General features: G+C 56.6%; 22 protein-coding genes. 12 read left to right on the forward strand and 10 right to left on the reverse strand.

Annotated features, from left to right (window positions below; genetic code table 11):
* Nucleotides 1–176: 176 nt before the first annotated feature.
* Together CFT65_RS07875 and CFT65_RS07880 are read left to right on the forward strand one after the other, a co-directional pair.
* Nucleotides 177–2231 (forward strand): NADPH-dependent 2,4-dienoyl-CoA reductase, encoded by a 2055-nt coding sequence (locus CFT65_RS07875; RefSeq protein ID WP_088827510.1) that lies wholly within the window; start codon nt 177–179, stop codon nt 2229–2231.
* On the forward strand, nt 2228–3250 hold the full coding sequence (locus CFT65_RS07880; protein WP_088827511.1) for a CNNM domain-containing protein: 1023 nt from the start codon (nt 2228–2230) through the stop codon (nt 3248–3250). Before CFT65_RS07875 ends, CFT65_RS07880 begins: the two co-directional genes overlap by 4 nt.
* A 15-nt stretch (nt 3251–3265) precedes the next feature.
* Here the strand turns inward: CFT65_RS07880 and CFT65_RS19020 are convergent, their stop codons facing one another.
* Together CFT65_RS19020 and CFT65_RS07885 are read right to left on the reverse strand one after the other, a co-directional pair.
* Nucleotides 3266–3430, reverse strand: coding sequence for a hypothetical protein (locus CFT65_RS19020; RefSeq protein WP_172408437.1), 165 nt, complete (start codon nt 3428–3430; stop codon nt 3266–3268).
* Between the two features lie 110 nt (nt 3431–3540).
* Complete coding sequence (locus CFT65_RS07885) at nt 3541–4536, reverse strand: GlxA family transcriptional regulator (protein ID WP_088827512.1); 996 nt, start codon at nt 4534–4536, stop codon at nt 3541–3543.
* 177 nt (nt 4537–4713) lie between these two features.
* On the opposite strand from CFT65_RS07885, the gene CFT65_RS07890 reads away from it, so the two are divergent.
* Complete coding sequence (locus CFT65_RS07890; RefSeq protein WP_088827513.1) at nt 4714–6516, forward strand: acyl-CoA dehydrogenase; 1803 nt, start codon at nt 4714–4716, stop codon at nt 6514–6516.
* A 178-nt stretch (nt 6517–6694) separates the two neighbouring features.
* Complete coding sequence (locus CFT65_RS07895; protein WP_088827514.1) at nt 6695–7474, forward strand: crotonase/enoyl-CoA hydratase family protein; 780 nt, start codon at nt 6695–6697, stop codon at nt 7472–7474.
* A gap of 213 nt (nt 7475–7687) precedes the next feature.
* Here the strand turns inward: CFT65_RS07895 and CFT65_RS07900 are convergent, their stop codons facing one another.
* Nucleotides 7688–8956 carry an alkane 1-monooxygenase gene (locus tag CFT65_RS07900; RefSeq protein WP_088827515.1) on the reverse strand — a complete coding sequence of 423 codons (1269 nt, stop codon included), beginning with the start codon at nt 8954–8956 and terminating at the stop codon, nt 7688–7690.
* 183 nt (nt 8957–9139) lie between these two features.
* Between CFT65_RS07900 and CFT65_RS07905 the strand changes: the two genes are divergently transcribed.
* On the forward strand, nt 9140–9391 hold the full coding sequence (locus tag CFT65_RS07905; protein WP_088827516.1) for a hypothetical protein: 252 nt from the start codon (nt 9140–9142) through the stop codon (nt 9389–9391).
* A gap of 90 nt (nt 9392–9481) precedes the next feature.
* Entirely contained in the window at nt 9482–9775 is a 294-nt protein-coding gene (locus CFT65_RS07910) for a hypothetical protein (RefSeq protein WP_088827517.1), read from the forward strand.
* A gap of 13 nt (nt 9776–9788) precedes the next feature.
* Here the strand turns inward: CFT65_RS07910 and CFT65_RS07915 are convergent, their stop codons facing one another.
* Nucleotides 9789–10748 carry a cation diffusion facilitator family transporter gene (locus CFT65_RS07915; protein WP_088827518.1) on the reverse strand — a complete coding sequence of 320 codons (960 nt, stop codon included), beginning with the start codon at nt 10746–10748 and terminating at the stop codon, nt 9789–9791.
* Between the two features lie 209 nt (nt 10749–10957).
* On the opposite strand from CFT65_RS07915, the gene CFT65_RS07920 reads away from it, so the two are divergent.
* From CFT65_RS07920 to CFT65_RS07935, 4 genes are all read left to right on the forward strand, one after another.
* Nucleotides 10958–12694 (forward strand): alkaline phosphatase PhoX, encoded by a 1737-nt coding sequence (locus CFT65_RS07920; protein WP_088827519.1) that lies wholly within the window; start codon nt 10958–10960, stop codon nt 12692–12694.
* Between the two features lie 75 nt (nt 12695–12769).
* Entirely contained in the window at nt 12770–14404 is a 1635-nt protein-coding gene (locus CFT65_RS07925) for a hypothetical protein (protein WP_088827520.1), read from the forward strand.
* Between the two features lie 225 nt (nt 14405–14629).
* Nucleotides 14630–16270, forward strand: a complete 1641-nt coding sequence (locus CFT65_RS07930) for a methyl-accepting chemotaxis protein (protein ID WP_088827521.1) — start codon at nt 14630–14632, stop codon at nt 16268–16270.
* Nucleotides 16271–16338: 68 nt separating this feature from the next.
* Nucleotides 16339–16704 carry a DUF4870 family protein gene (locus CFT65_RS07935; RefSeq protein ID WP_088827522.1) on the forward strand — a complete coding sequence of 122 codons (366 nt, stop codon included), beginning with the start codon at nt 16339–16341 and terminating at the stop codon, nt 16702–16704.
* Nucleotides 16705–16718: 14 nt separating this feature from the next.
* Here CFT65_RS07935 and CFT65_RS07940 read toward each other — a convergent pair whose 3' ends face one another.
* From CFT65_RS07940 to CFT65_RS07960, 5 genes are all read right to left on the reverse strand, one after another.
* Entirely contained in the window at nt 16719–18032 is a 1314-nt protein-coding gene (locus CFT65_RS07940) for an MFS transporter (protein ID WP_088827523.1), read from the reverse strand.
* 84 nt (nt 18033–18116) lie between these two features.
* Nucleotides 18117–19211, reverse strand: a complete 1095-nt coding sequence (locus tag CFT65_RS07945; RefSeq protein WP_088827524.1) for a DUF1513 domain-containing protein — start codon at nt 19209–19211, stop codon at nt 18117–18119.
* Between the two features lie 13 nt (nt 19212–19224).
* Nucleotides 19225–20256: an imelysin family protein gene (locus tag CFT65_RS07950; RefSeq protein ID WP_088827525.1), complete on the reverse strand. Its 1032-nt coding sequence runs from the start codon at nt 20254–20256 to the stop codon at nt 19225–19227.
* A gap of 9 nt (nt 20257–20265) precedes the next feature.
* Entirely contained in the window at nt 20266–21672 is a 1407-nt protein-coding gene (locus tag CFT65_RS07955) for a di-heme oxidoredictase family protein (protein ID WP_088827526.1), read from the reverse strand.
* 2 nt (nt 21673–21674) lie between these two features.
* A complete protein-coding gene (locus tag CFT65_RS07960; RefSeq protein WP_172408438.1) occupies nt 21675–22970 on the reverse strand; it encodes an imelysin family protein in 1296 nt (431 codons plus the stop codon).
* A 184-nt stretch (nt 22971–23154) separates the two neighbouring features.
* Here CFT65_RS07960 and CFT65_RS07965 point away from each other — a divergent pair, with 184 nt between their 5' ends.
* Nucleotides 23155–23994, forward strand: a complete 840-nt coding sequence (locus tag CFT65_RS07965) for a 23S rRNA (adenine(2030)-N(6))-methyltransferase RlmJ (protein WP_088827528.1) — start codon at nt 23155–23157, stop codon at nt 23992–23994.
* 9 nt (nt 23995–24003) lie between these two features.
* Here the strand turns inward: CFT65_RS07965 and dctP are convergent, their stop codons facing one another.
* Nucleotides 24004–25083 carry a TRAP transporter substrate-binding protein DctP gene (dctP, locus tag CFT65_RS07970; protein ID WP_088827529.1) on the reverse strand — a complete coding sequence of 360 codons (1080 nt, stop codon included), beginning with the start codon at nt 25081–25083 and terminating at the stop codon, nt 24004–24006.
* A 170-nt stretch (nt 25084–25253) separates the two neighbouring features.
* Between dctP and CFT65_RS07975 the strand changes: the two genes are divergently transcribed.
* Nucleotides 25254–26159, forward strand: coding sequence for a DMT family transporter (locus tag CFT65_RS07975; RefSeq protein ID WP_088827530.1), 906 nt, complete (start codon nt 25254–25256; stop codon nt 26157–26159).
* Nucleotides 26160–26162: the final 3 nt, after the last annotated feature.

The raw sequence follows: 26162 nt of genomic DNA on the forward strand, positions 1-26162 counted from the left end.
CGATGTCAGCGGTAACAGGTGGGCGGGTAACTCTTGTGCAGCCGTAGGACCTTGCGGTCATGGTTGCTCCGTCAGTCAAACTTGATTGCCGATGATACGTGCCCCGTCTGGAAGGTCAAGTCAACTTGCCATTGATCAAGTGTATACTCGCGATAAATATTTATAGAGAGACTCTCATGAGCGACACCTATCCCAACCTTCTGAAACCCCTGGATCTCGGCTTCACTGAACTGAAGAACCGGGTGCTGATGGGGTCCATGCATACGGGCCTTGAGGACCGGTTCTGGAACATCCACAAGTTCGCGCGGTACTTTGCCGAGCGCGCAGAAGGCGGCGTTGGGCTCATGGTCACGGGTGGCTTCTCGCCCAATCTGGTGGGGCAGTTGGCCCCCCTTGCCTCAACCATGAACAACCGGGCAACGGCCCTGCTACATCGTCATGTTACCAGCGCGGTGCATGAGGCAGGCGGCAAGATCTGTATGCAGATTCTGCACGCAGGGCGTTATGGCTACCAGCCGCTGATTGTCTCAGCGTCGGCAACCAAAGCGCCGATCAGTCCGTTCAAGGCCCGCGCCCTCTCCTCCAAAGGGGTTGAGCGGCAGATCAACGATTTCGTCAGTGCCGCGAAGCTCGCCAAATTTGCCGGCTATGACGGCGTCGAGGTAATGGGCTCCGAAGGCTATTTTATCAACCAGTTTTTGTGTGAGCGGACGAACAAGAGGACAGACAAATGGGGCGGCCCTTACGAAAACCGTACGCGCCTGCCAGTGGAAATTGTCCGCCGTATGCGTGAAGCCGTTGGGCCTGAATTCATCATCATCTACCGGTTGTCCATGCTGGACCTGGTTGAGGGCGGCCAGACCTGGGACCAGATCGTGACTCTGGGCAAGGCCATCGAACAGGCCGGAGCCACCATCATCAATACTGGTATTGGCTGGCACGAAGCGAGGGTTCCCACCATTGTCACCTCAGTGCCCCGTGGCGGCTTCGCCGATGTCACCGCCAAGTTTTATGGCGAAGTGGATATTCCAGTGTGCACCACCAACCGCATCAACACCCCGGAGAAAGGGGAAGAAATCCTCGCCGCGGGCAAGGCCGATATGGTGTCGATGGCCCGGCCTCTGTTGGCAGACAGCGAGTTCGTGCGCAAGGCCGAACAGGGCCGCAGTGATGAAATCAACACCTGTATTGCCTGTAACCAGGCCTGCCTGGACCACGCTTTCCAGGCCAAGCGGGCATCCTGCCTGGTGAACCCGCGAGCGTGCCACGAAACCGAGCTGGTGTTGACGGTAGCGCCTGTTGTGCGCCGCGTCGCGGTGGTAGGCGCCGGACCTGCGGGGTTGGCGGCAGCGACAACCGCCGCGAAACGGGGCCACCAGGTAACTCTTTTCGAAGCGGATGACCAGATCGGCGGCCAGTTCAACTACGCAAAACGAATCCCGGGCAAGGAAGAGTTCTACGAAACCCTTCGCTATTACCAGCGCCAGATCGAGCTATTGGAGATTGACCTCAAGCTTGGCACCCGCGTCGACGCGGATTCACTGAAGGCGCAAGGTTTTGATGACGTGGTGATCGCGACTGGCGTGAAGCCAAGAACACCGACAATTGAGGGCATCGATCACCCCATGGTGCTGGGTTACCTCGATGTCCTTCGCCATAACAAACCCGTTGGCGAGAATGTCGCGGTTATTGGTGCTGGCGGCATTGGTTTCGATGTCAGCGAATTCCTGACCCATGATTTCAGCCATCATCCCGAGGGCGAACAGGTCAGCGTTGCCGACTGGCAGGCAGAATGGGGTGTTAACCCGCACTTTGATGGCCCCGGTGGCCTGGCCGAGCGTCAGCCGACACCGTCGCCCCGAAAGATTTACCTGATGCAGCGAAAAACCGGCAAGGTCGGTGGCGGTCTGGGCAAGACCTCGGGCTGGGTCCACCGCAATAGTCTGAAGCACCGAGAAGTGGAAATGCTCAGGGGCTGTCGCTATGAGCGGATTGACGATCAGGGCTTGCACATTTCCGTGACCGACAAAGACGGCAAGGTAACGGAAAACCGGGTGTTGGCTGTGGATAACGTGATCATTTGCGCCGGCCAGGAACCCTTCCGGGAACTTTTCGACCAGTTGTCGGACTCTGGAGTGAACGCACATCTTATCGGCGGCGCAGACGTTGCCGAAGAACTGGACGCAAAACGGGCCATCCGGCAGGGAACGGAAGTCGCAGCCAAACTATGACATTACTTATCGCCTTCGCAGTACTTTCGATTGGCATTTCTTTTTTGTGTTCCATTCTTGAAGCGGCTCTGCTTTCGGTGACTCCGAGCTACATCGCCTCATTGAAAAAAGAGAGGCCGCAGCTGTTCGCCCGGTTGCGCAAACTGAAAGACGACGTCGATGATCCGCTGTCCGCAATCCTTACACTGAACACCGTTGCCCACACGGTGGGCGCTACCGGCGTCGGAGCCCAGGTAACGGTGGTTTTTGGGGAAGCCTGGCTCGGGCTTGCCTCTGCGGTGATGACCCTGGCCATTCTGATCCTCTCGGAAATTATTCCTAAAACCATTGGCGCCAAGTACTGGCGGAGCATTGCGCCACGGCTGCCAGCCATTCTGGGTTTCATGATCAAGGCGCTGCTGCCGTTCATCTGGTTGTCGAAACAGGTCACTCGCCGAATTGGGTCCGGTGAGGCAGACGTTGATATCCGTGCGGAGATTAGTGCCCTGGCGGAGATAGGAAAGGATCAGCAGGCTCTGGACGAAGACGAGCGGCGGATGATTCACAACGTTCTTCGATTCCACGAGATCAAGGTCAGTTCCGTGATGACACCACGGACGGTCTGCAAATACGTTGATCCGGATATCACCTACGAACAGTTTCGGGAACAGGTCAGAAAATCACCGTTCTCCCGCTATCCAGTAATCGATGAAGAGGGCGAGGCGCTCGGATATTTGCATCGGGCAGATCTGATCAACCTCGATGCCGACGTCGACTTGCTGGAACACATGCGGAAAATAAAGCGAGTTAAAGGCAACACAAACATCGAATTCCTGTTCTCGGACATGCTGCGAGAACGGCAACACCTGGCGGTGGTCTATGACGAACTGGGAACTTGGCTGGGAATAGTGACGCTGGAGGACATACTGGAGACACTTTTGGGCACGGAAATTATGGATGAAACCGATAATGTCTCTAACCTTCGCCGGTATGCGAAGCAGCGCTGGAGCCGACGCCTGAAGAAGTATGGCTCCGGATAAAAGGGGCTGGACGGGTTAACGGGCGGTTTTCAGTGCGTTGGAAATCGCCTCGGCTTCGGCTTCAAGTACCTGACAGCGCAGGCTGTTTCCTTGCTGGAGTGCCTGCTCGATCTGCTTGCGCTTCATGTCGTACAGCTTGCTCAAAATATCTGCCTGGCTTTGTCTGATCGGTGCATTCATGGCGGACCTCCCCATAGTGACACCTGTCGGTCTTCTTTACGTTTCAGGCCGAACATTGGCCTTCCCTGAAAACAGATGCATAACCCGGGCCATTTGGGCGCATCCCCGCATTACCTGACAAAGCGTGACCGGTAGGCACCCGGGGAAAGTCCGGAATGTTTGCGGAACAATCGGGTGAAAGAACTCACGTCTTCATACCCAACCAATTGCGTGATTTCATCAATGGGTAACCGCGATTTCTCCAAATGCTGACGAGCAACCTCAATCCGCAGAAGTTGCAGGTACCCGGTGGGCGTATCGCCGGTGGCCGTCTTAAAGCGGCGAATCAGAGAACGTTCCGTTAATCCGCTCAGTGACGCCAGGCGTTGCAGAGTGACGGGTTCGCTGTAATGGCTGTCCAACCAGTCCTGCAGGTTCAGAATGGCAGCGTCGGAATGATAGCGCCGGGCCTGCAGGGCACTGTAAGGCGCCTGGCTGGTTCGCCCGGCATCAATCACAAACGCTTTTGCCAGCTCCCGAGCTACCTGGGCCCCTGCGTACCGCTCCACCAGGTAAATCCCCAGATCCCACCAGGCCATCCCACCCCCGGCGCAGGCAATGTCGCCGTCCACCGTCACCAGCTTGTCCGGCTGCAGGTTCACCGCCGGGAAACGCTGCCGGAACTGATGACTAAAACCCCAATGCGTCGTCGCCTGACGACCATCCAGCAGCCCCGCTTCGGCAAGCATAAACGCACCGGTACAGTTACTGGCTACCCGAACCTGCTCGGCGTTGGAAGTACGAAAAGCGCCGAGCCACTTAATCAACTCCGTGTTTCCGGCCAGGACGACATCAATGGGGCCACCGATAGTCGGGATAACCACCAGGTCACTTCCATCGTCATCTGGCAGAAGCTCATTCCAGGCTCCGTCGGGCTGAATAGTCAGCCCGTTAATACAACGACAGGGCGCTCCGTCCTTCGTGAGAAGTCGGGTTGTGAACTGGGGCGTCGGCGTTTCATCGTTAATCCGCGCCCAGGTCACCCCGGCAAGCCGGAAGAGATCAATAATGCCGGTAATAGCACTTGCAAGTGCCCCGTCAAAACCGATGACAGAAACTCTCCGCATACATTCTCCTGAGTAGGCTTTGGGGCAGACGCCCCCATCCCACAGTCGGCCAGCGAGCACCGTATAAATCGATCTACGTTCAAGCCTTGGCAATATTGACCATAATTATGTCATAAACGCCGGTTTCCAGAAAAAACCAGTTGTGAGAGGCTGTCGACAACAAACAGGAGACCAAGCATGACCGACACCCTGATCGACCGCCGCGACCTGGCGTTCCAGCTTTACGAAGTTCTTGATACCGAAAACCTCACCACCCGCGAGCGCTTCAGCGAACACAACCGCGACACCTTCGATGCCGTCATCGAAACCGCCGACAAAATGGCGCGGGAAAAATTCGCGACCCATAACAGCGCTGCCGACAAGGACGAACCAAAGTTCTTCAACGGCCAGGTCGAGATGCTGCCGCAGGTGAAGGAAGCCTTTGACGCCTATGCTCAGGCGGGCTTTATCGCAGGACGTTACGACTATGAACTTGGTGGCATGCAGTTGCCTGAATCGGTCATGGCCGCCTGCAACGGTTTCTTCACCGCGGCCAACCCGGGCACCGCGGGTTACCCGTTTCTCACCACCGCCGCCGCCAATCTGATCCGGGTTTTTGGTAACGACGAGCAGAAAACCACCTTCCTTCCGAACATGCTCAGCGGGCGTTTCAGCGGCACTATGGCCCTGACCGAGCCCCACGCCGGTTCCTCCCTCGCGGATATCCGGACTTCGGCGTCTCCAACCGACGAAGGGCACTACCTGATCAAGGGCGCAAAGATTTATATCTCCGGTGGTGAGCAATCCATCACGGACAACATCGTCCACATGGTCCTGGCCAAGATCAAAGGCGCGCCGGCGGGCGTGAAGGGCATCTCACTGTTCATCGTGCCCAAGTTCCTCGTGGATGACGAAGGCGACCCCACCGAGCGCAACGGCGTAAGCCTCGCCGGCCTGATTCACAAGCTTGGCTACCGTGGAACCACCTCCACCGCACTGAGCTTCGGTGATGATGCTCCCTGTCACGGCTATCTGGTCGGCGAGCCCCACCAGGGCCTGAAATACATGTTCCAGATGATGAACGAAGCGCGGGTTGGCGTGGGTTTCGGCGCTGCCGTGATCGGTTATCGCGGGTACATGCACAGCCTCGAATACGCCAAAGATCGCCTGCAGGGCCGCAAAGCCAGCGAGAAGAATCCGGAAAGCCCACAGGTGCCTATCATTGATCACGCCGATGTCCGGCGCATGCTGCTGGCCCAGAAAGCCTACAGTGAAGGTGGCCTGGCTCTCTGCCTCTATGGCGCCCGACTCATGGATGACCAGCATACCCATCCGGACGAACAGAAGCGCCAGGAAGCCGGAAAGCTGCTGGACCTGCTAACTCCGGTCATCAAGGCCTGGCCATCCGAATACGGCCCCAAGGCCAACGACCTGGCCATTCAAGTCTATGGTGGCGCGGGCTACACCCGGGAGTATCCGGCTGAGCAATGCTGGCGTGACAACCGCCTGAACCCGATTCACGAGGGCACCAACGGCATCCAGGCCCTCGATCTGTTGGGTCGGAAGATCTGGCAGGATCAGAGCCACGGCCTGCAGCTGCTCATGCAGGAAATGCAGGTGGATCTGCAGGCAGCCACCACCGATCGCTGCCAGCAGTGGGCGCTGTCTCTGAGCGAAACTCTGCAGCAGGCGGTAAAGGTCACCCAGAGTTTGGGTAAATCCCTCATGGAAGGCGATCCCGACAAAACCCTGGCCAACGCCTCCTGCTACCTGCATTTGTTCGGCCACATCATAGTGGCCTGGATGTGGCTCCGCCAGGCTAACGCAGCTGCCCATGCTTTAGGTTCTGCGAACACCGATGAAGAGCGCAACTTCTACCAGGGCAAGCTCCAGGCGGCCCAGTATTTCTTCCACTGGGAATTGCCAACCGTGGCTCAGGATCTGGTTCTGCTGCGCAATCAGGACGATACCTGTCTGAATATGAAATCTGAGTGGTTTTGAGTGTGGAGCAGGCACAATCGGCCGGGATCGCTTTCAGGGACACGCTACAAGCACATCCCTGTGCGCTCGACTGTGGCCATCCGTGGCCACAGACGGTCCCTGAAAGCGATCCCGGCCGATTGCGCCCAGACTTGTGTGCGAACCTCGGACAAGAAATAAGATACATAAGGTGAGAGCAATGGCTCTGGTAAGTGTTGAGAAGAAAAACCACATTTTGCTGATCGGGCTGAACCGCCCTGAAAAAATGAACGCGATGAACCGCGAGATGTATCATCAGATCGCGGCGGCCTATTACCAGCTGGAAAACGACCCGGAACTGCGGGTCGGCCTGATGTATGCGGAGGGCGACCACTTCACCAGCGGCCTGCAACTGGACGACTGGGCGGGCGTGTTTGCCAATGGCAAAGGTATTGAGCCGAACGAGGGCGAGCTGGATCCGTTCCACATTACCGGTCAGGCGCTTAGCAAACCTGTGGTCTTTGCCGCGCAGGGCATCTGTTTTACCTGCGGCGTGGAAATGATGCTCAACACCGACGTGCGAGTCGCGGCCAAAGGTGCGCGCTTCGCACAACTGGAAGTAAAACGCGGCATCTTTGCCTGCGGTGGCGCCACCATCCGCCTCCAGCGTGAAATTGGCTGGGGCAATGCCCAGCGATACCTGCTGACTGGTGATGAGTGGACCGCCGATCAGGCGTATCAATGGGGGTTGATACAGGAACTTGTGGAGCTTGGCGAGCAGTTTAACGTTGCTCTGGAAATCGCCGAAAAAATTGCCAAGGCAGCACCGCTGGGTGTGCAAGGCAGTCTGAAATCCTCGAAGATCGCTGTCACCGAGGGACAAGAGGCTGCGAAGGAGCGTTTGTTCCCGGACCTGCAGCCGGTGATGGCCAGTGAAGATGTCAAAGAGGGAATCCAGTCTTTCCTGGAACGGCGAGAGGCGGTCTTTCAAGGTAAGTGACGACTCAACCTAGTCAGCAATCACTGGTTTCAGTGTTTAAAAGAAATCTGACTATATCGTCAGAACTCGGGGCAGCCGACCGGGGTCTTCCTTCCGGGAGTGTGAGCAGCAGGGATGCTGCGATCAAGCCCCCATGGATGGGTTCACGGCGTCTCCCGGAAGGAAGACCCCGGTTGGCTGCATGCGCCACAACGTCAAGGCTGGGGCAAGAATTCAGGCGGCTTCGGAATTCTCGGATTCCCGACGAGCCTTCGCTTCGACCCCTACCTCCGCAGCATAATCCGCATACTTGGCCATCAGCTCCTCCTTCCGATCCGGATCCCAGTTGATTTTGCTCAGATCCCCTTCGTAGTGATCAATCACCCGCTTGTCCATGGTTTCGTACCACCACTGTGGCAGGTAGGCTGGCAGCAGCATTGAGGCATAACCGCCGGGTAACTGTGGTGCCTTCTCGAAATGCCTCAGAGCCTGGTAGCTGCGCTGAGGATGCGCATGATGATCGGAATGTCGTTGCAGCTGATACAGGAACAGATTGGTCACAATGTGGTTGCTGTTCCAGCTGTGCTCTGGTTGCGTGCGCACATACTTGCCATGCTTGTCCTTCTGACGCAGCAGACCATAGTGCTCAATGTAGTTCACACTCTCCAGCAAGCTGGCACCGTAAACCGCCTGGGCCGCCAGGAACGGAACCGCTCTTGGGCCGCAAACCAGCGTTGTCGCGCCAAAGAACCCGGCGCTCATAGCCCATCCCTGCAGCAGCTCGTTGTCCAGGCTCCAGAAGGTCTTGCCCTTGCGGGCAAGCCTCGCCTTCTCGATTTTGATGGATGATTTGATGCCACCGAGCACTGTGCGCGGCAGGAACTTCCAGAAACTCTCACCCATACGGCTGCTGGCGGGATCCTCCGGCGTGGCTACTCGCTTGTGATGACCAAAATTGTGCTCAACAACGAAGTGGGTGTAGCCGGTGGGCGCCAGGGCTGCCATTGCCAGCAACTTGTTCATTTTGTTGGATTTGTGGCCTAGCTCATGGGCGGTATTGATCCCGACGCCATTGATGGCGCCAACCGTCAGCGTGAGCCCTATCTTGTCATCCAGGGGCGTGCTTTTGCGGCTGGCAAGCCAGGCACCCATGAAGGTCATGGCGTACTGGGTCGGAATAAACGCTTTCACAATCCGGTCGTAGTACTTGTCCTGCTCCAGTGTCTTCACCGCCGATTCCGGTGGATTGCTCTTATCCTCGCCGATGGCCCGATCCAGGGCAGGGATGATGCCGTGTACCAGCGCCGGGCCAGTCCATGCCAGGGCTTTCAGTTTTTTTGGAGCCAGGGCATAACCGGTCAGTGCGGCCAGTCCGATTCCTGGCAGTGCGGGACCGAGTAGCCACATGTAGCGCTTCGGGTCTTTCCAGTTGCTAGGGGCGTCTTGTTCAGCAGGCGCTGAGATTTTGTGTGATTGCAGGTTATCTGGGGTTTTGGCGTTCATTGTTTTCTCCCTTGCAGTGCGCGTACCTGCAATTTATGTCGGACAATCGAACAATGCAACGGTCGTCGAAGGACCCATGGAACCTTGGCTCAAAATGACAAACACCATTTCTTTGGCAGAAAGCAGGTTTCTGGGCCAGACTCACTTAGACAAGAAGAGCCTGATCACAAGGAAGAATCAGCCATGACTAACCCTTCGTCTGCCACTGCTTCATACTCTGTTCAGGGGATGCTTCGTGAGTACCTGTCTTCCGGCAGGTTGACCGAAGTGGTGTACCGCGACAGCGCCGGCCAGATCTGCCTGGTTCATGATGTCATTCGCGAGCTCTTCAGCCGGGCCGGCCAGGACTTTCTGCTACTTGGGCGGGGGACGATGCTTCCGTTCGATCACGTGATTACCATTGACGGCCAGCTGCTCTCGGACAGAGCCGGTTAACGAAAGGGTAATCGCCCGGTAATTGCCCTGGGTCCGTGCTCGCCGTACTCTGTGCCCCGTTGTAAATACTTGCCAACAGAGGGATATGTTATGAACAAGCTCACATTGAGTGCGCTTTTGATGGTTTTCACATTCGGCCTTGCCGCCTGCAGTTCAGAAGACAACGAAGGAGTGGATGTCGAGCAGGCTGCTGATAACGCCGGAGAGATGATGGAAGACGCGGCTGATTCCACCGAGGAAACCCTGGAAGAAGCCACCGGCCAGGATGAAAGTGCCATGGGCGAGTTACAGGAAGGGGCAGAAGAGGCCGGTGAAGCAATGGGCGACGCTGCCGAAGAAGCCGGCGATTCAATCGAAGAAGGCTACGAAGAAGCCACCCAGTAGGCGCCTTGTACTGTTAACGGGTAGGGGAGACCTCTACCCTTAAACTGAACTCCCTTATTTCCGGAAAAACACTCATGACTTTTGCCCTGACTTCCTCAATGACGCCCGAACCTTCCTGAATAGTTAGATGTCCTGGCAAGTCAACAACACATTCCACCAAGTATTTTTTTCCCATACGACGGCTCCTGAGTGAATGCACATTGTCCAGCATTGGGTGCTGCTCCATCAGAGTAAGCAGTCGGGAGCGCTTGTCGGGTGCTATGGCTGTGTCGACAAGCTCTTTGATGTTATCAAGTGCCATCCCCAGCCCTATTTTTCCGATTGCGGCCGCCACGGCGATGGCTGCAACGAAATCCAGCCATTCCAGGCCTGCCGAGGCTCCGACAATGGCAATCAGGACGATGGCTGAAGAAATGGCATCGGTCCGGCTGTGCCATGCATTGGAGACAATAAGCTCTGACCGGATTTGTTCACCCACCCGTTTGGTATACCGGAACAGCCACTCTTTGGAGGCGATCGACAGGATGGCAATGGTCACAGCCAGCCAACCGGTTTCGATTGCTGACGAACCTTCCAGCCAGGCCCGGATGTTGTCCAGGGCTAGTCTGAGGGAAACGGCTACCAGCAGACACCCCATCATGACAGTGCCGAGGGTCTCGAACCGTTCGTGGCCATAGGGATGGTCATTGTCGGGCGGTTGCCGTGAGTACCGCATCATGATGATGACCATGATGTCGGTGACCGCGTCGGAGAATGAGTGAACTCCATCGGCCACCAGAGCGTGGCTTCCCGATACACTGCCGGCGACAATTTTTGCTGCCCCCAGTAATACATCAACGGCCATCCCCAACAGCGTTACCTGAACTGCCTCCCGGGGTGTCGAACCAACTACATCCGTCGGCGTGCAATCCCTGAGAGCATCCGGCTCGCGAAGTGAGTGGGCATGTGTTTTGGCTTCAAAAACCTGTTGCATGGATGGAAGTATACCCTGAGATAAGCCTTTGACAGGCGTCACTATATCCGGACGGGTATTACAGTTTGATTGCTTGTTGGCCCACCCCGAGGTTGTCTCCAAAACGTCACAGGTTGGTAACGGCTCGTAAACCTAAGTGAAACACAAACCGTCCACTCTCTGAGTCTCAGAGCAATAACACCTGATTGAGACCAAGTAGGGTAACGACTATGTATCAGAAAAATGGAAAATCTCTTTTTAAGCTCTCCGCGTTGGCGCTGGCAGTTGCCGGTACTGCGTTCGTGGCCGGCTGCTCGGATGATGACGATAACTCGTCCGCGGAGACGAGCACCTATGATTCGGACAATCAGCAGCTGACCCGCCTGGCCACCGTACCGCTTGGTGCCGAGGTCACCGGTCTGTTCCTTTCTGAGGAAGGGGACCTGTTCTTCAACGTGCAGCATCCGTCTGACAGCAACACTGTGGCAGATGCGGATGGCAAGATTTTCTCTGCCGCTGCCGTCGGCGTGGTGCGCAACGCCGACTTTTCCGCTGAGGACATGGGTTTTAACGAGCTTTCCATGCCCGCGAGTGAGGAGGAAAAGGAACTGGTTCGCACAGCTATTGGTTCCTACGATGTACTCGCCCAGAATGGCGATGCATGGGCTGGTGCACCGACGGGGGGCATGGGTGCGATCAACACCATGGATGGCACAGAAACTATCAAGGTATCCAATGATCCGGATTTCAACGCCTTTATAAGCACGGATGCTGGCGAGGGCTACCTGTTCACCAATTGGGAGGATCGCCCGGGCGGTATGAGCCGTATGAAAATCCGTAAGGATGACAACGGCAACTGGAACGTCGTCGACAACGACGTAATGATGATTGATTTTGGTCCCGTCTCCGGAACCTGGGTGAACTGTTTCGGTACGCTTTCTCCATGGGGTACACCGCTTACCTCTGAAGAACTCTACTTTGACGATACGTCCGACTGGAACAATGGCAGCTATCAGTACATCAGCGGCATCGAACGTCTGCAGGAGTACTTGGGTGGCACTTACCCTAATCCCTATGATTACGGTTACATTGTTGAGATTACCGAGCCGACGGCTGCGCAACCCGTACCGGTGAAAATGCGGGCTCTGGGGCGTTTCTCCCATGAAAACGCCGTTGTCATGCCCGATGAGAAAACGGTCTACCTGAGCGATGACGGCACAGGTACCGTCTTTTTTAAGTTCGTGGCGGACACTGCTGGCGACTTGTCCAGTGGCACACTCTTTGCCGCCAAAGCGACGCAGGATGACTCAAACGATCCGGCTGTCGCTGGCTTTGACCTTGAGTGGATCGAGTTGGCTTCGGGCGACAATGCCACAATTGAGGGGTGGGTGAGCGATTACGACGGTATTGACCAGACCGACTTCGTAGATGGCAGCACCAACTATATCTCCGATGACGAGATCAACGACTGGGCAGAAGGGAAACTGAACCAGGATCTCGATGGCGACGGAACGGTCGAGAGCGCAGCGGATGACCGGGTTGCATTTCTCGAGTCCCGCAAGGCGGCTGCAGCACTGGGCGCCACGGCCGAGTTCCGCAAGATGGAAGGCGTAAACATCAACCTGGAAGGGGCCAAGGACGGATCTGTTCCTTATGCCTATATGGCCATGGCAAACTTCAACAAAACCATGGGCGATGATGTAGGCGACATCCAGTTGGATGACACCAATGGTGATTGCGGTGTGGTCTACCAGATGCCGCTGTCTTCTACTTTCGACATCACCCGAATGGTACCGGCCATCGTGGGCGGCCCCTACGACGAAAGCGCAACCGCCAACAACTGCAGCGCTGACAACATTTCCGAGCCGGATAACCTGCTTGTTCTTCGGGACGGTCGGGTACTGATTGGCGAGGATACCGGTGAGCATGAGAACAACATGCTTTGGCTGTTTGATCCGGAAGCCTGATCAGCTGCTGTTTGTTGGGGAAATCAGGGGAGGCCGTTTGGCCTCCCCCTTTTGCGTCTGGAGATGGGGCAAATCATGAAGCGCGTTTTTTACTCAATTCTAGTCGGACATGCCGTCCTGTTGGCCGGCTGTGGCGACGATGACATGCCGGCTGTCGTGGTCCCTGATGACTATGAGTCGACTACCGATGAGCCGGCACGCCCGGCAATTGCAGCGGATACCCTCTATAACCGGGAAGCCGTGATTCCGCCACAGTGCTATACCAAAACCGAGGGCGTTAACAATCCCTGCTACACCTGCCATCAAACCTATTCGGATACGAAGCGGCCCAACAGCATGGCCGATGGGTTCCTCCAAGGGGATTACAATTTCTCGGACCTGGGTGTTCATAATCATTGGTCCAACCTGTTCGTGGACCGTCGTGACGAGATTGCCGAAATCAGCAATGACGAAATTGAAGATTACGTCGAGGAAGATAACTACAGCGGTTTCATCGAACGCTTGCAGGAGGACGAGAACTGGTCTGGCCCGGTTCCAGCGATTGAAGACCTGGCAGAGGGGGCTGCCGCCTTCGACGACTATGGCTTGGCGAGAGACGGCAGTGGATGGGTGGCCTTCAACTACAAACCTCTTCCCAGTACCTTCTGGCCAACCAATGGTTCTACCGACGATGTAATCATCCGGTTGCCCGAAGCTTTCCGCATGGCTTCTTGTGGTGATGATGCCAATGAGTTTTCCCGGGACGTGTATTTTACCAATCTCGCCCTGCTCGAAATGGCGATGAAGGACCTGTCCAACATATCCACGCCACCGATTGATGAAAACAGCGTGTGTGCAGACCTGAACAGTGACGGGGTTCTTTCCGAAGTCACAAGCATTGCAGCCAGGCCTAAGTATGTTGGCGCAGCTTCCGGCCAGAAAGTCGAGCAGATGTCTTATCCGGAGGGCACCCAGTTTATTCATACCGTGCGTTACATCGGTTTCGACGGCGACGACATTGTCCCTTCAAAACGAATGAAGGAAGTTCGGTACATGAAAAAGGTAAAACATTACTCGGTAGCGGAACTGGCTTCCCTGTACGGTAATGAGCGGCAGGAGAAAATCGATGGCAACCTGCCGGTTTATTCAGATCATGGCGATAAAGGTCTGAATAACGGAATGGGCTGGGAGGTCCTCGGTTTCATTGAAGACGGTGACGGGGAACTGAGAAAACAGACTTACCAGGAGCAGATGTTTTGTATGGGATGCCACGGCACGATTGGCACCACCGTTGACCAGACCTTTGCGTTTCCAAGGAAGGTAACCGGCGCCGGTGGCTGGGGCTACATTGACCTGAAAGGTATGATTGATGCGCCAAACCGTGGTGAGAAAAAGGGCGAAATCTTGCAGTACCTTGAACGTGTAGGCGGTGGCAACGAGTTCCGCGAAAACCCGGAAATGAACGCCCGCTGGTTTAATGAGGATGGTTCGGTAAAAACGGCAGAGGTCGTGGCAGCGGATGTTTATACCCTGATCACCCCAAGCCGGGAGCGGGCACTCGCACTGAACAAAGCCTACAAAGTCATCGTCGATGAGCAGAGTTTTGTGTACGGTCGTGACGCCACGGTTGTACCCGCGAAAAACGTGTTCAGGGACGTTGATCCCGAAAAAGCGCCGCCGCTTGAGGCTGGTAGCAGGGTGAACCACTGGGATATCCGCCTGGACTGGTAATCAATACACCGTTTTCTGCTCAGGCTGAGAACACCGCAAACCCGGCCCACTCGGTAACAGAGTGAGTCGGGTTTGCGGTTTTTTGTTTCAGAAACTCTGTTCCCCGCCGATATAGTTATTAAATACACTAAAGTATGAGTTATAAACTCATGTCAATTCTTTAGTCTCCACAATGGCCTTTAATAACAAGATGCTTGCAGAAACAACAAAAAAGAAGAGGTTTCCATGGGGTTACTGGACAGGGCTTCAATTTCATGGGGGGCGGCGGTTGCCGGACTTCTTGCAGTCGTCTGCGCAGCGGTGGCTCCTTTGCTAGGTCTTGAAATTACCTCACTGCTCATAGGGCTTGTCGTAGGTCTCGTGGCTGCCGGCGGATTCATGATTGTTCGCGTCCTGGAGCCGACTGAGCGTGGCCTCAAGGCCTTGAATGACGGCACCCTGGCTGACGATCATCCGCTGCATGCTCAATGTCACCGGCTATTAGCCGATGCGAGGGCGGGGCGCGCGCTCGTCGAAACGCTTTCCGGTAGCGCTGACAGGAACGCGATCTCCGCCGCCCAGGTGTCTTTCGCGGCCGACCAGTTGAAGCTGCGGTTGGATCGCCAGGTTGAAGAAACTGCGCAAATGGCCGATTACGCGGGGCAGATTACTGAAACCGTGCGGGAATCCTCGGAGCAGGCCACCGAGGCAGCCACCATGGCGCTGCAGAACAAACAGGTAAGCACCGAGGGTCGTGAAGCCCTGATCTCCGCCATCGACAGTGTTAGGGCGGTGCACCAGCAGTCCGGGGAAAACCTGCGGCTGATCCAGGAGCTGAACGAGAAGTCCAACAAGATCCAGGGTGTGACCACCACCATCCAGGGTATCGCTGAACAGACCAATCTGCTTGCACTCAATGCCGCCATTGAGGCGGCGAGGGCTGGTGACCAAGGGCGCGGGTTCGCGGTCGTCGCCGATGAAGTACGCCAGCTCGCTGGTCGGACCGCCCAGGCAACCGGTGAAGTCGCAGAAACCCTGGAGGAAATACGCTCAGACACTACGCTGATCGTCTCCCGTATTGAAGACCTGGCCCGAAGCATCGAGGAGGGGCTGAATTCGGTGGAGAGCGTTGGGGAGAGGTTGGAACAGATCAGCGATCAGTCGGAACGTGTACAGCAGCAGGTCGCGCGGATAGCCGAGATTGACCAGAACAACGAGCAGAGTCTGGTCCAGGTTTTCTCCGCAATTGAAACAGTGCGCGACCAGATTTCCGAAAGCGATACCAGTGTTTCATCGCTTGCAGAGCAGGCGGCGACGCTGATGGAGCTTGCTGAAAAAGCCAACGCGTCATTCGCATTGAACAGCGAAGCCAGTTATCACCGGCCGTTCTTCGATCAGGCCAGAGCCGGCGCAGACCAGATTGGTCAGATGTTCGAGCAGGCCATACGCGACGGCAAACTCTCCGAAAAGGCGCTGTTCGACAAGGCCCGTACGCCGATCCCGAATACTCACCCGCCAAAATACTCCAGCACCTTTGACAAGTTTACCGACCAATATCTGCCTGCCATTCAGGAGCAGGTGAAAAATGCTCACGAGGCGATTGTCTTTGCCATTGCCGCTGCCCCCGACGGATATGTGCCCACCCACAACCGCGATTTCGCCCACGCGCCAACCGGAGATCCCAAGGTGGATCTGGTCAAGAGCAGGAGCAAGCGGCTGTTCAACGACCGTACCGGTATTCGCTGTGGTCAGCATACAGAAAACATGCTCTTGCAAACTTATCGTCGGGATACCGGCGAAATCATGCATGACCTCTCTGTGCCAATCTATGTGAATGGCAAACACTGGGGTGGATTCCGTGTGGGTTATCGTCCGGATAATCACTGACCGCCCGGGAATTTCCGGCCGCGGAGGCTGTGGTAGACTCCGGGTAATCATGAAACAGGAGAACCATCTTGGCTGAACCGGAATTTATTCCTGCCGATTCGGACCCCGCGTCCCGACGCTCAGACCCCGCCCGTAACCTGGCGGTGGTGGTCTACATCCTGCAGGCGCTATCCTTTTTCGTGGGTGGGATCACTGGTCTGGTTGGCGTGATCATCAATTACGTCAAACTGGATGATGTGCGTAACACTTGGGTGGAAAGGCATTTCCGCTGGCAGATTCGTACGTTCTGGATAGGTCTGCTCTGGACCGTGATCGGTATTGTCACCACGCCACTGATCATCGGCTGGTTCATCATCCTCGGTATTTCGATCTGGATTATCTACCGGATTGTGAAAGGGGCGCTCGCCCTGAATGATGGCAAGGCGCCTTCCTGATCAGGCGCCTTTAATCAGTCTTCCGTAACTTCCTCTAGCCGTATCGCACTGAACATCCCCGCCAGGCCCATCAGGCCCAGAACAATAATGACCGCCACTTCCGAGATCATGGATACGAGGGCTGTCAGGCCGCCGGTAACCAGCAGAAGAACACCAATGACTGTGTTGCTCACTGCCGTGTAATCGGTGCGCTTGTTACCCCCTGCCATATCCACCAGATAGGTTTTACGACCGAGCCTTACGCCCGCATGGGCGATACTCAGGACAAAGAAGGCGACCGGGTAGAACCAGACGCTGCCAATTTCCGTCCCGATAAAGAGCGCGGTAAAACCGACGATCAGGCAAACACCGCTGGCCATCGCGGCACCACGGATCATGACTCTACGGCTGGAAGTGTCTGCAGCCCAGCCCCAGAAGCTGGCACTTAGCGAACTGGCCAGGCTGCTCGCCAGCAGGAAAATACCCAGCATCCAGCCAATGTCGGATTCTTTTTGCGCCAGGACCACGAAGTAAGGCGACGCCAGGGCCGAGCACAGCAACAGCGCCCGGGTGATTACAAAGTTTCTGAAGGGAACATCATCGCGGAGCAGGGAAAGGCTCCGGAACGCCTCGTTGATTGCGTTTCCGCCACCACCGGTTTCACCTTCATACTCCTCCACTCCGGCAAAGAGAAAACCGGCAATCACCCAGAGCACACCGGCCAGAAGCAGCAGCACTGTGTAGAAGGCAATAGTTGGGTCGCCACGTTCCCAGAACAGAAGTCCTGTCAGGACTACAGTGGCCATGCCGCCGATCGTGGACGCCAGCCCGCCAAGCCTCCCCCGGCGGGTTTTCGGAATACATTTGCCCTGAACGTCTTTCATGGATACGGAGCAGAAGCCACGGGCCAGGGAAAATACGATCAGGGCGGCAATTATCCCCGAGCCGGCTGCATAATCCTCAAGAAACCAGATACTGGCTGCCATAGCGATAACGCTGGCGGCCTGGCCGAAACTTCCCAGCGTCCAGAACCACTTGCGAACAGGTTTGCGGCGCACCCAGGCCGCAATGACCATTTGTGGTACCAGGGAACCGGATTCCCGGATGGGCACGAGCCAGGCCACCAGGGCGGGTGCACCGATGGCACTCATTAACCAGGCCAACACCGTTTTTGGGCTGATGAGCAGATCGCCCAATTTAGTCAGCACGTTACTGGCGAGAATCAGGAAGAAATTACGGGGTACCTCGCGACAGGCTTCCTCAGGAATGTCTTTGCAGACCCGTGCATCTTCTTCGTTGGCAATCAGGCTGTAAAGCTGGTCAATGGTGTCCTTTCTGCTCTCGGGCAAACTGCTATCCTCCGGAAAAGTAATTGGAAAGGATAACAGTGTGGCCAGATATCCTTAAGTCCGGATTACGTCAGCTGCGAGCAATCAGACCAGATGGTGGTCCCAGTGAACGGGGAGATCTGCGAGTTCTCTAGCCGTTCTGCCGGCCCCGAGCCGAACCAGCTTTCCTCGGCCTGACGAGACCAGAAAGTCGCCCCCGGCAATGGCCTGGATGCCGGCGCAATCAGCTATGGTGACGCAGTTGACCAGCTCTCCGGTGCTGCCCCGGAAGATGATGGCCGTGCTACCAACAGGCGAAGCTGCGGCCACGAGATCGTTTTCGGGATGGGCAACCACGCTGGCAATGTAGTTGGCCAGAGCTCTCTGGGTATCCTCGTCGAACCGGTATTCCCGAAGTTGTCCCTTTTCAAGTTGCGCCAACAAGGACGGCGTTTCGTACAGCGGGCCCTGGTGTTGATAGGCCACATAAACGCGGCCACTGCCGCTGACGCTTACATGGCGGGCGCTTTGGTGATGGTGAGGTGGCTTGAAGCGGCCAACGATGTTGCCGAAATGACGATCCATCAGCAGCAGGGCGGGATCCATGGTATCCAGATTCAGCTTCATGCGGTTGTAATCCGGGTGGGACAGGATGCCCCCGAGTCCGATCACCAGGGTTTCCCCATCGGGGTGCAGGGTCAGCTCGTGGGGCCCAATACCGGTCAGGCCAAAGGTATCGGTTCGCAGGTAACCTCTTTCGGCGTCATAGACCGCAATAATGCCTTCAGCCTGTTCGTACCGGCTGGCAGTGACGTAGAGCCAGCGGCCATCCATCGAGAACACGCCGTGGCCGACAAAGTGCTCTCCGGCTTCAGCTTCTATGCGGTGTTTTTTGCTGCCGGCAGTTGAGTCGAACACGTAAAACGACCATCCGGGTCGGCGCTCAAAGAAGACGGTTTCACCCATGCGAGGCCGGTTGCATCCACTATGGCAGCGGGTTTCGACCGGCGTTTGCCAGAGGATGCTGCCGCTACGGTCGAACGCGCTAACTCCAAAGCTGCCATCCCTTAATCCCACGGCGCCGACGAAGCTGTCAGGTTGGCCAGAGGCCTTTCGGGGAAGCAAGGAACATCCGGTAAGGCCCACGGCAACACTGCTGGCAATCGAGATTTTAAGAAGGTCTCTTCGGTTCAAAGGCATAGCGTCAGTCTCCTCAGTCGCCGTCGCTCGAGTTGAAGCCTCTTACTACGCCAAGTGCAACTGCCGCCTGGTCATTTACCAATGTGGTCAACTGGGAAATATCAACATAGAGGTTCTGCAGGATACGAAACTGGTCTTCTTCTTTCAGGGCCGTCGACATGGGCAGGTGGGCATCGGGAAAGTTTTGCTGAACCTCGTTAAATTGCTCACGAATGCGCTCTGCCAGATCGGACTCCTCCGCTTCGAGCGATAAAGCGAACCCCGGCATAAAGAACTGTCGCAGGCCAGACACAGTTGCTTCGACAGTCATCAGGGTGTTGCCGCTGCGCCAGGCATCCGTGATGTAGGGATTGCGTTTGCCATTCCCGCGAAGTCCCATGGGTTGGCCGAGGCGGCGCTCTTCCAGGATTTCCAGCGCTGCCATCCCCGCACGGATAGTGGTGTCGCGGTACTGATCGGTCTCCAGGTAGTGGGGCCTGAAAGCCTGCCACTCAGCCATCAACTCTTCACTGTTGCTCTTTACGTGCAGAGCGACGTTGGTCAGCAGTTCGCAGGTCCGCGCGGCGGGCAGCGCATTGCTCCCCGCATTGAGCTGCTGATCGAAAAGCAGGTATTCCATCATCGGGAAGCCCTCGACGGCGACGCCTGACTGGCTGATCACGTCCGCCGTGATCGGTTCTTCGTTTCCGATCAGGTAGGACGCTTTGCGCGCAACCAGATTTTTTGGATCGGGCCAGAACTGGAACTGCCAGGAAAGATTGTTGTTCTCGACCGGGCCGAAATCGACAAAACGCACTCTTTGCCAGGCCAGGAAGGCATTCAGCCAGGCGGCTTGCAGGCGCGCCCGACTGTCCTTGGCGGGCTTTTCACAGTAGTCCCGGGCAGACTCGGCCAACTCAACCGTTCCTGTTGCGAGCGACTGATAGCCGGACGCAATGCCCTCATGCCATTGATGGGGGGCCTGGGTGTTGGCATCGCTTGCCCACGCCAGAGGCGAGATCACGGCCAGAATAGATGTGCACAGTAGTCTGGTGATCGGTTGCATGGCAGATCCTCAGAGTGAATTCAGGAAGTTGATCAAGGCCGTACGATCCTCCGACGACATCTGGCGGTAGCGTTCGGCCGCCGCCTGGGCCTCGCCACCGTGCCAGAGTACGGCCTCTTCCAGTGTGCGGGCACGACCGTCGTGCAAGAACCCGGCCTGTGGATTCACCACCTGGGCCAGGCCAATGCCCCAGAGCGGCGGTGTTCGCCATTCGTTGCCATTGGCCAGGAACTCATCACGTCCATCCGCCAGGGCCACGCCCATATCGTGGAGCAGCAGATCCGCGTAGGGCCAGATAGTCTGATTGCTCAGGTCCGGGCGGTCGGCTACCTGACCCGTCTGGTGTCGCGGGGTATGACAGCCAGCGCAGCCAATTTCGTTGAACAGTTTTGCTCCTTGTTGAACCGAGTCGGATTCAAGATTGCGCCGGGCCGGAACGGCGAGACTCTTGGCATAGAAGGTTACGAAGTTGGCGACCTTGTCGCTTACCTCCGGTTCGCCACCATGGGTAAACCGCTCGCAGTTCTGCTCAGGCATGCAGTCGGTAGTGGGTTTTATCGAAGAAGTAAGGCCCATGTCCCCCGCAAAAGCACCCATGCTCTGCTGGTGCACATCCGGCTCCGCCGCCTTCCAGCCGAAACGGCCGGGCAGCGTCTGTTCCGTGGCCAGATCCCAGACCTGGTTGAGCTTTCCGGAAATGCCGTTATTGTCCGCATCATCAGGGTCATGGAGAGCCTGCAAGTCGTCGATGGGGATAGCTTCTAGCAGCCCCAAGCCAATCATTTGCGGTGCCACCCTCGGCGAGACCAGCAGGTTGTCAGGAAGAGGGCCGTAGTTCGGGTTTTCGATGCGGTATACGGGCTTGCGCAGTGCCACGACCGTGCGATCTGCAAGGGTCTTTTTCACCGGTGTCCATTCAATGATCAGATCAGCCTCCGGCTTTGCCGCTGGAAGCGCTGCCGTTTGTAGCTGGCTACCGTAGACCGGAGCCGGTTTGAAACCATGCTTGCGCAGGATCTCCGCATCCCGTTCGGGGTCAGCAGGAACTGCCAGCCTCAGAAACAGGGAAACTGGCGGTTCGTCGACACCAGGGGGATGTCCACGACCATCCTTGATATGACATCCCTGGCAGGAATTGGTGTTGAACAGGGGGCCAAGCCCATCACGGGCATCGGTGCTTGCCGGTGCCTCCACCCAAGGGTTCCGGAAGAAACTGTTGCCGACGCTAAAATCCAGACGCTTGGTCATGGACAAGTTGCCCTGGGGAAGCGAGTAGGCGTTGGTGTCTGACTGGTGCACGGTACCATCGCCACCGGTGGCAGGCGATGTCTGGATCGGGTAGCCCGCGTGGGTCTGGGCCGAGACGGGTGCGCTGGCAATCGCCAGCGCACCGATGATAGCAAGCCGTCTCATCATGCTCAGAACGCGTGACCGGCGTCGTCCGGAGACAGGGCCTCAATCCCGACCTCACGGGCCGCCTGCTCAATAGAGCCGGTCTGTGCAACCAGTGCCATGATAGCGCCGTTGATAATCCGGGTACCTTCGGCATTCCCCGGTGCGATCATGGTGTCAAACGCCACGGGGTTTTCGCTGCTCTCTGCACGGGCCTTCATCTTTGCAAGGGCTTCCATGGAGGCGTCCAGCTGGATGTTCAGGCGGGCGTCCAGTTCGGGATTCGTCTGCTCAACCAGGTCGGAAAGCGAAGGCCCCGTGACCAGGCTGCCATCTACACGACGGTATGTGCCGGTGTAAACGTTCTGAATGCCCTGGCCGTTGTAGTAATGTGAGTTGTGGGTGTTATCGCTGAAGCAGTCGTGTTCATCCTCATAGGAGTTGGCCTCCAGGGCTACCTTCATCCGTTCGCCAGCCAGCTCACCCAGGGACAGGGAGCCCATGCCGAACAGCATTTTCTGAACACCCTGATTGGCGTCGGCAGTGGTAAGTTTTGTTCGATAGTTGTCGTTAGCTCCCGGCGCCCACTGGGCCACCATCCACTCCAGATCGGATACCAGCAGGTCGGTTACCGCATCCAGGTATTCCCCGCGACGCTCGCAATTCCCGTTGGTGCAATCGGTGCCCTTCGCGTAATCCGTAACCGGACGCTTTCCGGCGCCGGTTTCAAAACCATGGAGGTCCTGACCCCACAGAAGGAATTCAACCGCATGGTAGCCCGTGGCGACATTCGCTTCAGATCCGCCCACTTCGTTCAGGTCGGCCAGCAATGAAGGAGACAGGGAGGACACGTTTAGCGTTTCGCCGCCTACATTAATGCTGTTGCTGGCAATGATATTTGCGGTTGCTCCGGAGTTGCCGAGTTCGTGGTGATATCCATCCGCCTTCACATAGTCAATCAGGCCTTCATCCAGTGGCCAGGCGTTCAGTTGACCCTCCCAGTCATCGACAATAGCGTTGCCAAACCGGAATACCTCGGTCTGCTGGTAGGGAACGCGGGCTGCCAGCCAGGCTTCCTTCGCAGCAGCCAGATTGGCTTCCGTCGGGTTGGCGATCAGCCGGTCAGTAGCTTCGTCCAGGGCTCGTGCTGTGGTCATGGCATCTTCATAGTTGGCGTGAGCCAGGTCGGCGTAGTGATTGACCACTGAGGCTTTGGTTGCCGGCTGAGGATCCTTGGCGGACCAGGGATGATTAGCGCAGCCTGCAGTCAGCAGAGCGGTTACTGTCAATGCCAGCGGGGCTGGACGAAACATGGACGTCATTCCTTTCTCCAAGTTCTGGTAATTGATTTGCGAATAAGAACGATTTGCGTTACGTATTATGGGTGCCAGTTTATGAAAGCGCAAGCGGGAAAGGGACCGGTGTGATCAGGATTGAAGATAGTGCTCTTGCCCTGGGCAGCCGTGATCGGGCTTAATGGCCCCGTCACCAGGGAGCTATTCTTGTATGTTGAGTTATCTGCACGCCTTCCACGCCGGCAATTTCGCTGATGTCCAGAAGCATGGGGCCCTGGCACTGGTCCACACCATGATGCAGGCGAAGGCCTCCGGCATTGCCTTTTTTGACACACATGCCGGAAGCGCCATATACGACCTGCGTAGTGAGCGGGCCCGTAAGACCGGAGAAGCCGATCATGGCGTTCAGAAGCTTTGGGGAGCCAGAGATCGACTTCGGTCCGAGGATTGGAAGCCGTTTCTGGACGTGCTGTCAGGATTCAATGCCGGCAAGGGAGAACTGTCCGTTTACCCCGGTTCTCCTGCGTGGTTCCAGCATTTTCTCAGGGACGGAGATGCACTGACGCTCTTCGAGCTTCATCCTGCCGAGAGCGAGCAGTTGGCGGGTTGGGCCTCCGAGGCACCCGTTCGCGTACTCAGGCAGGATGGCCTGTCGGGTCTGCTCAGGCAGTTGCCACCGAAACAGCCGCGGCTACTCACGCTGATTGATCCCTCTTACGAGATCAAATCCGATTACGTTGAGGTGGCTGAAACCCTGGGAAAAGCATGGCAAAAGTGCCGTCACGGGGTTTATCTTGTCTGGTATCCGATACTCACCAGTGGCCTTCAGGAGCAGTTGAAAGACGCTGTCAGGGATACCGAAGCACGCAAGATACTGTGCAGTGAGGTGCATCTGGACAATCCGCCAGAGCGAGGCATGGTCGGATCAGGCATGCTGGTGGTTAATCCGCCCTGGGGCTTTGATTCCCGGTTATCCGCAATGATGAACGATGTTGCCGGGCCTGATGTTCTCAACCTGGCTCACGATATCGGGTGGCTGGTGCCGGAGTAATCCGGCAGCCTACTCCGGTTTGTTGGCTTCCATCTCTTCGATCAGCTGCTGCAACCGATCAAATATACGTCGGCCACTTTCTTTCGTGCGTTCCAGGTAGATGTCGCGCACGGGCATGCTTGCTTGCCGGAACGCCTCACGTTCTGCATCGGTGAGGCGGACAACCTTCATATGACCTTCTTCCAGCATTTGTTCAAGCCGAGTCTGGTTAAGCTCTTCCTGGGTCTCCCAGGCAATCTGTGCGACGTCATTGAGTCCGTTGTCGAGCCATTGTTGTTGGTTTTCGGGCAAGGCGTTGTACCACTCAAGATTCGAGACCACGGAAGCGACGAACTGGGCCGGTCGCGCCAGGGTCATGGTGGTCTGCACTTCGTAGAAATCCATTTCCTCGATGGCGAAAACCGGATTGCTCTGGGCATCGATCTTGCGCAGTTGCAGGTCGCTGTAAACCTGAGAATAGGGGACCTGACTGGGTTCGGCGCCATAGGCCCTAAAGGCTTCCTCGGCCATGTCGGATGTCATGGTTCGGATCCGTTGGCCATTGAAGTCTTTCGGGGTGCGAAGCGCTTTGTTGGCGGTCCACGCCATCCAGCCTTCGGGCACAAAGCCCAGCAGTTTCATGTCCTGATCGGAATAGGATGGTTCGAAAAGCTCGAGCAATTCCGGGCTCGCCAGAAGCTGTCGGGTAACCTCTGCGTCTTCCGGCAGAATATAGTGCAGGGTAAAAAGGCCGACCTCCGGGATGGTGTTGGCAAGATGTCCCGGGGAGGCGAAGGCAAGGTTGACTGAACCATTCCGGACCAGTTCAGTAAGCTGAGCCGAGGTACCCAGAGACCCATAGGGAAAGATATCGACTTCGATCTTGCCGTCGGAACGCTCTTCAATACGCTCTTTCAGTGCTTCGGCATAGGCGTGCTGAACGCTACCCTCGATCTCTTCGAGAGCGAAGCGCCAGGTAACAGGATATTCGGGCGGTTTCGGTGCTTCGGAGGTCTCGTCCCCACGGTCGGTCTGGCTGTCTGAGCAACCGGTCAGTGCAATGGCCAATGCGAGGCTCAATGGCCATAACCTGAAACGGGCGGTGGGCATAACGGGGACTCCAGTTTTCTCAATCCTTGTTTGATATTGATATACAAGGTAACACAAGAATGCGCGCTGCCGTGGGTAACAGGGTTCGATTCGATTACACTGTCGGCCCAACGATCCAGTGGAGACAGGAGAGAATCGATGGAGTTTCAGGTACTGGCAGGAGGCCGCGAATGACTAACCAGAAGCAAGCAATGCTCTATGGCCTCGGCACGGTGCTGTTGTGGTCGACGGTAGCAACCGCGTTCAAGCTGTCTCTCAGGGAGTTGGCTCCCGTTCAGATGCTGCTGATTGCATGCAGTGCGTCGGTGGTTGTGATGGCGGTCATCCTGATGCTTCAGGGTCGATGGCATCTGGTGTTTTCGCTCAGTCGCAAACAGTACGCCCAGTCTTTTGGCATGGGGCTGATCAATCCCTGTCTGTACTATTTTCTGTTGTTCGGTGCTTTTGACCGACTGCCCGCCCAGGAAGCGCAACCGCTGAATTACACCTGGGCTCTGGTGCTGGCCTATATGTCGGTACCCTTTCTGGGGCACCGGCTGCGCAAACTGGATATTGTCGCGGGCCTGATCTGCTATGCCGGGGTGGTGGTGATTGCCACCCGTGGGGCTGTAACTTCGCTGAGCTTCGAGGATCCGCTTGGGGTCTCTCTCGCCCTTGGCAGCACAGTGGTCTGGGCGTCTTACTGGATTATTGCCACCCGGGATACCCGTGATCCGGTGGTTGGTCTTTTCCTGAATTTTCTGTGCGGGCTACCGGTGATTCTGCTGATTTGCTGGTGGACGGAGGGACTCAGTTTTGCCCCGGGAACGTCGCTGGCTGCAGCGGTTTACGTAGGCGTGTTCGAGATGGGTATCGCTTTCGTGTTGTGGTCCTATGCCATGAAAAAAGCGGAGAATACCTCGAAAGTCAGCAATCTGATTTTTATCTCTCCGTTCCTTTCGCTGGTGTTCATCTATTTTATTCTCGGCGAGCATATTCTGCCCTCCACCTACATCGGTCTGGTCCTGATCATGATGGGGCTCTGGATTCAGCAGAAAAAAGTGAAGGATCGGGAAGAGGCCCTGAACCTTGGCTAGCTG

Origin of the sequence: Marinobacter sp. es.048, from assembly GCF_900188435.1 — a bacterium.
GTDB lineage: Bacteria > Pseudomonadota > Gammaproteobacteria > Pseudomonadales > Oleiphilaceae > Marinobacter.